This is a genomic window from Siminovitchia sediminis, from assembly GCF_042680885.1.
Classification (GTDB): Bacteria; Bacillota; Bacilli; order Bacillales; family Bacillaceae_C; genus Siminovitchia; species Siminovitchia sediminis.
The window spans coordinates 16,803-26,006 of record NZ_JBHUEO010000019.1; the positions used below are offsets into that span (position 1 = coordinate 16,803).

Genomic DNA, 9,204 nt, shown 5'->3' on the forward strand with positions numbered 1-9,204 from the left:
ACTTGAAAAGGGGTCTAGATGATTATGGATCAGATTAACATTTTGGATAAATTTCAGTTTCCTTCACCGAATCCTCATATCCGCATGTTTTTAATAACATATGTTTCATCCGGATTAAGGGTGAAAGGGCTGTTGGCAGAACCCGTACAAGAAGGCGAATATGAAGGCATATTGTATTTAAGAGGCGGAATTAAAAGTGTTGGTATGGTCAGGCCTGCAAGGATTGCCCAATTCGCCTCTGAGGGTTTTATTGTATTTGCCCCATTTTATCGGGGAAACAGGGGAGGTGAAGGAAACGAGGATTTTGCAGGGGAAGACAGGAAAGATGCTTTTTCTGCTTTCCGGCTTTTAAGGGAGCACCCTTCCGTGCTGGATAACCGGATTCATATTTTTGGCTTTTCCCGAGGCGGAGTAATGGCCCTTTTGACAGGGATTCAGTTTAAGGAAGCAGCTTCTCTTGTCACATGGGGCGGTGTGTCTGATATGGTTTTGACCTATGTTGAGAGAAAGGATTTAAGAAGAATGATGAAGCGTGTGATTGGCGGTTCTCCAAAAACCGCTTTTGATCAATACAAATTCCGCACGCCTTTATATGATTTGGAAAAACTTCAAATCCCCGTTTTAATCATTCATGGGAGGAAGGATCAAAATGTTTCGGTCGATCATGCCTACCGGCTGGAAAAAAGGCTGTTGTCTCTTCAAAAGCCGGTAGAAACATGGTACTTTGAACACGTAAGTCATTATTTTCCTCCTGAATTAAACCGCAAGGTCGTTCATGATATGTGTACCTGGATGAGAAAGACAGGTAAGAAGTGAAACATCCTTCCATTGGATTGTGAGACCAATGGAAGGATGTTTTTAATGGGAAAGGATCTTTGCTTTGTAATACTTATGTATGGAGTGGATACGACGCGGGTCCTGAGCGGGCGGTTTTTGCATGATACGCGGGAGAATCCCCCCCTTGTACGCGCTAATTCAAATGGAGCCATTCAGCTCGTTGCAAAGCCGAAAGGAACTGGATTATATGTAGCCCATGATGAAATACAGTTCAGCTGCATAATACTATGTCAAATAAGCTTACTCATCATGCTTGTAGCTTGTCGTTTAAGATGTGCCTTGGGTTTTGTTCACCCACAGTGATATTAAAATGGCAGGAATCGCTGCGGCAGCTGTACAATGACCCAACCGGAAATACGAAAGCAACTGTCTAAAACGCTGTGAAACGGTTAATCTCGGATAGGTCTGATGCCTTGTAAAATCGGTAAAAAAAGTAAAATAAAGTATAAAATAATATAATCATTCAATGAATTGTGTCAAGACCAAATATTCTCAAAAATATCTTGACAGTTGTAAGCGAATTCATTAATATTATAGGTGCAAGGGGGTTATCAAGGTGAATGGAACCTCGACAGAGATAGAGATCAGAACATTAAAAAGAGATATAGCCCAAGTATATAATCGGGTGAACCAGGAGTTTTATGCTACGGGGGTCCGAAGCCAAAGGGTAGATATCCAAGAAAACAGGGTGATCATTTTTGCAAAGCATAAACGTGTCACTGCTTTTAAAGCATTGAGCCAAAATTTTTGGGAATTGACAACGTATGCTGATGCTGCCTTGATTGTAGAATTTAAAGCTAAATTTAGGAAGATTATTGAAGACGTAACGGGAATGAAGGTCTTATCTGTACTCAAGGACTACGATCCCGATTCAGAAGAAGCAGTTTGTGTAATCATATTTGATCAGAAAATTACATAGAGCAATCGTTTCCGGTCATTTACAGAAGCACTCTGGGATGAAAGCGCAGGCTCGTTTTCATTCAAGACAGAATTGGAACGGTTACATAAGTCTCTGTTAAACGGAGATTGGTTGAACCGCAGATTCAGGCTATTCCTTTTGGTGAAGGAGTATTTTGAATCTGCGGTTTTTTATATCAGGGAGGTGATGGGAGAAAAAACGGACACCTGCTTTAATTCTACAAAGATATCACTTTGCATATGAATGATTTTGAAAGGAGAGAGAGTTATGGATTTAATTTTAAAAAATGCACTGATTCCTCAAGGGGACAGAAAGGTAAAAACGAACATATTAGTCGATCAGGGAAAAATTGCAGGCTATACAGCGGCACTCAACGGCTTGACGGCTGATCGAGTCATTGACATGAAAGAAAATCTTGTTGTTCCGGGTTGTATTGACCCGCATACGCACTTTATGGATCCTGGTTTCACTCACCGCGAAACTTTTACAACCGGCACAAGATCAGCTGCCGCAGGCGGGGTGACCACACATATCGATATGCCTTGCTGCAGCAAGCCTTCCGTCCGCGATGCCGAAAGTTTCCACAAAAAATTGGCCCCATTAAAAGAACAAGCATACATAGACTTTGCTTTTTGGGGTGGAATGACAGGTGAAGATGTTCGGGAGGGACTGCTTCATAATATCCAGCCCCAAATAGATGAAGGCGTTGTTGCATTTAAAGTTTATATGACCCCTTCCGTTCCTACATTTCCCAAAGTCTCTGATGCAGAGATGCTGGAAATTTTCAGCCATATCGCTCCAACAGGAATGCCGATTGGCGTTCATGCTGAAAACTATGACATTTGTACCTTCTATTCTGAAAAACTTAAAAAGGAAGGAAGGCTTGATGGACCGGCTTGGGCAGAAGCTCGAATGGCGCTTGCCGAAAAGACTGCAATTCAGCTCATTATCAGTTTTGCAGAAGCAACGGGTGCACGCGTGCATGTCGTGCACATGAGTACAAAAGAAGGCGTAACACTAGTAAGAGAAGCCAAAAAACGGGGCGTTAAAGTTACAGCGGAAACATGTCCGCATTACTTAATGCTCAATGCCGAAGAATCGATGTCGGAAAGAGGCACTTTTGCCAAAATTGCTCCTCCGCTGCGTGAAAAAGAAGATAATCTTGTCCACTGGCAGGCTCTGGCTGACGGAACAATTGATTTTGTCGGAACGGACCATGCCCCGTATGAAATTGCCACAGAAAAAAATGCACAGGATTCCACCATCTGGAACAGCTTTCCGGGAATACCGGGGGTTGAGACAATGGTGCCGATCCTTGTGAGTGAAGGGCTGAATAAAGGACGTCTTTCACTGTCAAGATTTGTTGAGGTAACGAGCAGAAATGCAGCAGTCCATTTTGGAATCTACCCGAAAAAAGGTTCCATGGAGATCGGCAGTGATGCTGACTTTACAGTGATTGATCTGGAGCGGGAGTATACAATTGACGAGAAAAAGACTGAATCCATGGCAAAATATAACCCGCTTCATGGGCTTAAGCTCAAAGGGAAACCCATTCAGACAATTGTCAGGGGCAGAGTCGTGTATGACGAAGACAATGGCGGAATTATAGGCGAGGCCGGCTATGGAGAATACGTCAAGAGGCAGAGCATTCAAAGGCTGGAACGTGTCATTAAATATGAAACATATGAAGAAGGAGCAAAAGAAGCCGAAGAGAAGCCTCGGGTAGAAAAGGCTCTTCAAAGAGATTTAATAACGAACTAAAGGGAGGAGTTTTTTTCATGAAACAGTTAAAAGGGGAAAAGCATGCACTGGTGATCATCGATATGCTCAATGACTTTATTGGTGAGAAAGCTGTGTTGAGATGTGAAAATGGGGAGAAAATTGTGCCCAAAATAAGAGAAGCCATTGACTTCTGTCATGATAACGGAATTCAAGTGGTACACATTCAAGAGGCTCACCGCAAAAACGATGCGGATTTCAGGGTGCGTCCCGTTCATGCCATTAAAGGGACTTGGGGATCGCAGTTTATCGATGAGCTGCAGCCCGATGAGGACAAAGGAGATTATGTTGTTCAAAAGCGCCGTCATAGTGCCTTTAGCTATACAGATTTTGACCTTTTCTTAAGAGAAGAAAAAATTGATACAGTCGTGCTGACTGGTGTATGGACAAATGTCTGTGTAAGGAGTACCGCATCCGACGCGTTGTACCATGGATATAATGTCATTGCTCTGTCTGATGGAACTGCATCCAAGGATGAAGATATGCACCGTGGAGGTCTGCGTGATATAGGAATTTTCGGTGAAATTATGACTACAGATGAATATATAGAAGCCGCAAAGAAAAAATTCTCCCAAGATACACAGACGGTCTAGAATAAAAGTTCCGGTGGGTGAGAGATGAGAATCATTGTCGGCATAACGGGAGCAAGCGGATCGTTGTATGCTTATACACTGGTCCGCGCCCTCCATCAATTAGGAATTGAAACGCATGTCGTTGCAACCGAAATGGGAGTAAAGGTCATGCAATTCGAATGCGGGGTTAAGATAGAGGACTTAAAAGAATATGCGGTAGTCCATCACAATCAAAATTTATTTGCCTCCATTGCGAGCGGCTCATTCAAAACGGATGGCATGGTGATCGTTCCTTGCTCGATGAACACGTTGGGTGCCATCGCAAACGGAGTAGGGGATACGCTGTTAAGCAGAGCAGCAAGTGTTGTATTGAAGGAAAGAAGAAACCTTGTTGTAGTGCCCAGGGAAGCCCCTTTTCATGTGATTCACTTGCGCAATATGACAACTCTTGCTGAAGCAGGTGTCAGTATATTACCTGCAAGTCCGGGATTCTACCATCGTCCAACGGAAATCTGGGAATTAGTGAACTTTATTGTTGCCCGAATATTGGACGAGCTGAAAATAGAACATGATCTGATAGAGAGATGGGGTGAGAAGAATGAATCCCCTTAATATGAGAGATTTACTGGAGGATTGGGACAAGCGTGGTTTATTGAACCGGATACATAAAGAAGTGAGTCCGGATTATGAATTAGGGGCAGTCATAAGAGCTTTAAAGGGAGAGCAGCCTCTCCTGTTTGAAAATGTGCAGGGATATTCCGTCCCGATGGCTGCCGGTTTGGGGGGAAGCCGTAAATTAATGGCTGACAGTATGGGGCTTGAAGTCAATGAATTGCTGCCGAAAATGGTAGATTCTCTGATCAACCCCCTGCCTACAAATTTAGTTCCGACGGGCCCGGTTCATGAAAATGTAGTTTTGCCTCCGTTTGATTTGGATGACTTTTTTCCGGTTCCGACGTTTCATACAGAAGACTGCGGTCCTTATTATGTTTCGGGAGTACTGGTCGTGAAAGATGTAGAAGGAAGAAAGAGATATACATCGATCAGAAGAATGAAGTTTATCGGCGGAAACAGAACGAATATTGTCATCACTTCTTCCGAATTAAACAGACAGGTTGCCTATTTTGAAGAAAGAGGAGAATCGATGGAAGTGGCTGTCATGTTTGGGGTGGTGCCGGCAGTAGTGTTGGCTTCTCAATTCAGCACGCATTTATTCCATGCAGATAAACTGGATGTGTCCGGGGCGCTGCTCGGAGAGTCATTGGATGTTGTTCAATGTAAAACAGTTGATCTGGAGGTCCTTGCTGAAGCTGAAATTGTTTTAGAAGGAAAAATTGTCCCCCATGAAAGGGATCCGGAGGGAGCTTTCGGTGAGCTGGGCGGCTACTATGGAGGAAATGCCCCTCAGCCAGTCGTTGAAATGACAGCAATCACTTACCGAAATAACCCCATTTCCCAAACGATTTTTCCCTCCAGTTCAGAAGAAAGACTGCCGATGTGTCTAGTGCGTGAGATGACGCTGTTAAGTACAGTCAAGCAAACCGTTGAGAATGTGAAGGCGGTTCATGTAACAATGGCTGCTGCTGCACGGCTTCACGCGATTATTCAAATTGAAAAAAAGACAGAAGGTGACGCCAAGCAGGCGGCATTGGCTGCTTTTGCCAGTGATAAAGATTTAAAACATGTAGTTGTTGTAGACGACGATGTAGATATTTTTAATCACGAGGATGTCGAATGGGCCATTGCCACCCGATGCCAGGCAGATCAGGATGTGTTTATTATTCCAGGTGCAAAAGGCTCCCCGCTGGAATCCTCTCATAATCTCAGAGGAGTAACAGCCAAAATGGGTATAGACGCCACGTACCCGATTTCAGAAAAAGAGATGTTCAGAAGAACGTCCGTCCCGATTGAAATTGATCTTAATGACTATTTATAAGCTGATTAAGCGAAGGCTGGTGAGTTTGAATGAGTGCAATTGGTTTAGTGGAAACCAGAGGGTTGACCGCAGCCATCGAGGCGCTGGATTCTATGGCGAAAGCTGCGAATATCTCATTGGTTGATATGAAAAGGGTCGGCTCAGGTCTTGTAACAGTAATCATTGAAGGAGATGTAGCAGATGTCAGCGCGGCTGTAGATATTGGACGGCTTGCGCCGGATATCGCCGGCGGAGAGTTGATTTCTTCAAACGTGATACCAAGACCGCACTCCGAGTTGAAAAAAATTCTCTAACGGGAGGTGACTCAGATTGTCAGATGTAATGAAGCAAGTGGTACAGGAAGTCCTTCGCGGAAATACAACCGTCATTACAAGCGGCCACAAGCAGAGGGGCAAACCTTCTGCCAACACGTCTTTGGATGGAATTGACAGACCGAACTACCAACGCTTAAAACAGGATCAGAGACTGTCGGTACTGGGAAAACAAAGGGCGTCTTCCTCAACGCCTGTCCGTCCCGTACGCCAGAATTCTCAACGGAAAAACAGGCCCTCTGCGCTTTCTGACAAGCATTTTAATGAAGAATCAATTTCCAAGTTACGGTCGATCTCCATGGCTCAGGGGAAAGTGTCCAGAAGAGGGACAGGTGTTGCAGGAGACAACCACGGGGGAGTGAGATCCTCCAAGATCATTGGGAAAGTACGCAACGGGGGCTGTGTCTGGTTTTTTCCGAACCTTCCCCAGGAACTGATGGGAAGCTTTCAGCGTCCGTTAAACAGAGCAGCTGTTGGGGTCATCAAAATGCCTGTATGTTGGCCAAGCTATCTTTTGCTTGTGAATGAAATCATCCGGGATCATCAGGACATAAAGTTTTACATATCATGGGAAAAGGCTGGTGATGCACCTTTCATTGCCGAATTTTATGACGATGATGTGGATCGGCTTGAAAAGGTTATGAATGAAGCGTATCAAAAGCTTAACAGGCGCTCTTTAAAAAGCTTTGAAACATATACAGCCATCTCCCCGAGCCCGTGGCTGACCAAACAGCTGAACATCAGCTTGTCGGTGGATGCTATTGGACTGTTAGAAGGCGTTTCCTATTATTCCGGAATTCTATTAATGGATTCTTTACTGAGGAAATTTGACAATACCAGCCTTGACTATGAAATTGCCGAAAATTATGTGCTTCTGAAAGGAAGTTATCATGTTGTGTCCGAGCTTGTAACCGAGCTTAAGAAAGAGGCAGGAAGACTCCCCGGTACGGATCAAATGGTGTAATTCAGAAAGGAGGATGGGTGATTGTTTGCATTGGGACTGATTGAGACGGTGGGATATACGACTGCTGTCTCGGCAGCAGACGCAGCAGTCAAAGCGGCTGATGTAGAAATTATCGGTATGGAAAAAGTAATTGGTGTCAGCGGATATGTTGGAGTAACCATCCATATTACCGGTGATGTTGCGGCTGTTACGTCAGCTGTGGAAGCAGGGAGAGAACAGGGCGAGCTTGTAGGAAAAGTCATTTCTACCGACGTGATTCCGAGAGCGCATTCAGAGGTGAATCTTAAGCTGCTGAGCAAGTTCATGTTGGATCATCAGGCCGGGGAAAACAGTCAAGTGGAAGCAAAACCGGCAGTCTCTTCGTCTGAAGCACCGATAAAGGAAGTGCGCAAGTCAGCGAAATCTACAGGTACACCAAAAACAGGAAAGGGACGTTCAAAGGCAAAAGACAGCAGTACTGCTGCTGCAGATGAAAACGAAATGAAAAAAAATGATCTCAATACTGAAAATGATGAAAAGTAGTTAGGATATACATGAATTTAAACCTTATAAGGAGGGTTTCAAAATGGGTGGAGAAGCATTAGGGTTGGTTGAAACAAAAGGACTCGTCGGAGCTGTGGAGGCAGCAGATGCCATGGTAAAAGCGGCCAATGTGGAAATTTGCGGCTACGAAAAAGTTGGATTCGGTCTTGTTACTGTCATGGTCCGTGGAGATGTAGGAGCAGTCAAAGCAGCAACGGATGCGGGGGCAGATGCAGCAAGCCGTGTAGGAGAATTAGTCAGCGTCCATGTCATCCCCAGACCTCACAGTGAGGTTGAACGAGCACTCTTATCCAAAGGTGAATAAGTATGTATCTCAACAGGCAAAGTTATCTGGCGGAGTCTATTTTACAGGAGCTGCTCTTTCGTAATCGTGTAATGGAGGAAGGAAAACGCCAGAAAACAATGCTTGCTCTGCTGTTTTATCACATGAATGGAATGGACGAAGGCTTAGGAACCATTAAAGAGCTGCACGCATGCTCTGGTGGAAACTTGCGGATACGTTTATGCCCCGATCATTCCATTCTTGAGTATTATGACAAAATAGATCTTGCCTCCAAAGCCGGCACGGATGATTGGATCTCTCTGGACGAGGCTGAGCAGCAAATAAGCCGCATCGATTATGTATATATACCGATCTTGCCATTTTCTGTTGTTTCAGATTTATTGCATTTCAATGACAGACACAGAGAGATCAGACTGTTGCTTTGGGCGTTGATGAGCGGCAAGAAGGTGAGTGCCTACACAGCAGGGGCCGACCCGTACCATCCCATTTGGAAAAATGCCGGAATGGACCGGGGGACTTCTTTTTTGAAACACGACATGCAGGGGCAACTCCAAAAGTTAAAAAGTATCGGAATCGATCTGCTTAATCATCATCATGAGTTATCTTATTACATAAACTCTGCTGTTATCAGCGGGAGTAAGCAACTTATAACAGCAGAAACGATTCAGCAGTATGCAGATGCTGGAGAACAGCGGATCGATGTAAGACATGGAGCAATCATAACACCACTTGCACGGGATGTTGCCCGGGAATATGACATTGAAATCAACGAGAAAAGGGCGGGAGCAATCTATGGAAATGGGAATCGTAGTTGGAAGAGTAACAGCAACGAGAAAAGATGATAGATTGGTAGGCACTAAGCTGCTGATTACACAGCCCATCGGAGTTGACGGTACCCCCTTGGATTCTCAGCCCATTATAACCGTTGATACAGTTGGAGCGGGCATTGGTGAACAGGTCATCTTTGTAAAGGGAAGCATGGCATCTCGGGCGATCCAAAATAAAGATGCCCCTGTAGATGCGGCCATTGTAGGAATTATTGACAGTATGGAATAGAGGG

Annotated in this window: 12 protein-coding genes; all 12 read left to right on the forward strand. The window is 44.6% G+C overall.

Annotated features, from left to right (window positions below):
• Positions 1 to 24 precede the first annotated feature (24 nt).
• Positions 25 to 816, forward strand: coding sequence for an alpha/beta hydrolase family protein (locus tag ACFSCZ_RS08370; protein WP_380773414.1), 792 nt, complete (start codon positions 25 to 27; stop codon positions 814 to 816).
• Between the two features lie 577 nt (positions 817 to 1,393).
• Entirely contained in the window at positions 1,394 to 1,756 is a 363-nt protein-coding gene (locus ACFSCZ_RS08375; protein ID WP_380773415.1) for a Na-translocating system protein MpsC family protein, read from the forward strand.
• 267 nt (positions 1,757 to 2,023) lie between these two features.
• Positions 2,024 to 3,517: an allantoinase AllB gene (gene allB / locus ACFSCZ_RS08380; protein WP_380773417.1), complete on the forward strand. Its 1,494-nt coding sequence runs from the start codon at positions 2,024 to 2,026 to the stop codon at positions 3,515 to 3,517.
• A gap of 17 nt (positions 3,518 to 3,534) precedes the next feature.
• On the forward strand, positions 3,535 to 4,128 hold the full coding sequence (locus ACFSCZ_RS08385) for a cysteine hydrolase family protein (RefSeq protein WP_380773418.1): 594 nt from the start codon (positions 3,535 to 3,537) through the stop codon (positions 4,126 to 4,128).
• A gap of 24 nt (positions 4,129 to 4,152) precedes the next feature.
• Positions 4,153 to 4,719 (forward strand): UbiX family flavin prenyltransferase, encoded by a 567-nt coding sequence (locus ACFSCZ_RS08390; RefSeq protein ID WP_380773419.1) that lies wholly within the window; start codon positions 4,153 to 4,155, stop codon positions 4,717 to 4,719.
• Positions 4,706 to 6,043, forward strand: coding sequence for a UbiD family decarboxylase (locus ACFSCZ_RS08395; RefSeq protein WP_380773420.1), 1,338 nt, complete (start codon positions 4,706 to 4,708; stop codon positions 6,041 to 6,043). The genes ACFSCZ_RS08390 and ACFSCZ_RS08395 overlap by 14 nt, the downstream gene beginning before the upstream one ends.
• Positions 6,044 to 6,072: 29 nt before the next feature.
• The gene (locus ACFSCZ_RS08400) at positions 6,073 to 6,336 is read left to right on the forward strand and encodes a BMC domain-containing protein (protein ID WP_380773422.1); all 264 of its coding nucleotides are present in this window, start codon (positions 6,073 to 6,075) and stop codon (positions 6,334 to 6,336) included.
• Positions 6,337 to 6,352: 16 nt separating this feature from the next.
• On the forward strand, positions 6,353 to 7,318 hold the full coding sequence (locus ACFSCZ_RS08405; RefSeq protein ID WP_380773423.1) for a hypothetical protein: 966 nt from the start codon (positions 6,353 to 6,355) through the stop codon (positions 7,316 to 7,318).
• Positions 7,319 to 7,339: 21 nt separating this feature from the next.
• The gene (locus tag ACFSCZ_RS08410) at positions 7,340 to 7,840 is read left to right on the forward strand and encodes a BMC domain-containing protein (protein ID WP_380773424.1); all 501 of its coding nucleotides are present in this window, start codon (positions 7,340 to 7,342) and stop codon (positions 7,838 to 7,840) included.
• A gap of 43 nt (positions 7,841 to 7,883) precedes the next feature.
• Complete coding sequence (locus ACFSCZ_RS08415; RefSeq protein WP_120118712.1) at positions 7,884 to 8,165, forward strand: BMC domain-containing protein; 282 nt, start codon at positions 7,884 to 7,886, stop codon at positions 8,163 to 8,165.
• A gap of 2 nt (positions 8,166 to 8,167) precedes the next feature.
• A complete protein-coding gene (locus ACFSCZ_RS08420; protein WP_380773426.1) occupies positions 8,168 to 8,986 on the forward strand; it encodes a hypothetical protein in 819 nt (272 codons plus the stop codon).
• Positions 8,937 to 9,200: a EutN/CcmL family microcompartment protein gene (locus ACFSCZ_RS08425; RefSeq protein WP_380773428.1), complete on the forward strand. Its 264-nt coding sequence runs from the start codon at positions 8,937 to 8,939 to the stop codon at positions 9,198 to 9,200. The genes ACFSCZ_RS08420 and ACFSCZ_RS08425 overlap by 50 nt, the downstream gene beginning before the upstream one ends.
• The last annotated feature ends 4 nt before the right edge of the window (positions 9,201 to 9,204 follow it).

Coding starts and splice junctions, on each gene's coding strand:
- ACFSCZ_RS08415 (WP_120118712.1), top strand. CDS start 7,884: ATGGGTGGAGAAGCATTAGGGTTGGTTGAAACAAAAGGACTCGTCGGA.
- ACFSCZ_RS08400 (WP_380773422.1), top strand. CDS start 6,073: ATGAGTGCAATTGGTTTAGTGGAAACCAGAGGGTTGACCGCAGCCATC.
- ACFSCZ_RS08370 (WP_380773414.1), top strand. CDS start 25: ATGGATCAGATTAACATTTTGGATAAATTTCAGTTTCCTTCACCGAAT.
- ACFSCZ_RS08385 (WP_380773418.1), top strand. CDS start 3,535: ATGAAACAGTTAAAAGGGGAAAAGCATGCACTGGTGATCATCGATATG.
- ACFSCZ_RS08395 (WP_380773420.1), top strand. CDS start 4,706: ATGAATCCCCTTAATATGAGAGATTTACTGGAGGATTGGGACAAGCGT.
- ACFSCZ_RS08390 (WP_380773419.1), top strand. CDS start 4,153: ATGAGAATCATTGTCGGCATAACGGGAGCAAGCGGATCGTTGTATGCT.
- allB (WP_380773417.1), top strand. CDS start 2,024: ATGGATTTAATTTTAAAAAATGCACTGATTCCTCAAGGGGACAGAAAG.
- ACFSCZ_RS08425 (WP_380773428.1), top strand. CDS start 8,937: ATGGAAATGGGAATCGTAGTTGGAAGAGTAACAGCAACGAGAAAAGAT.
- ACFSCZ_RS08420 (WP_380773426.1), top strand. CDS start 8,168: ATGTATCTCAACAGGCAAAGTTATCTGGCGGAGTCTATTTTACAGGAG.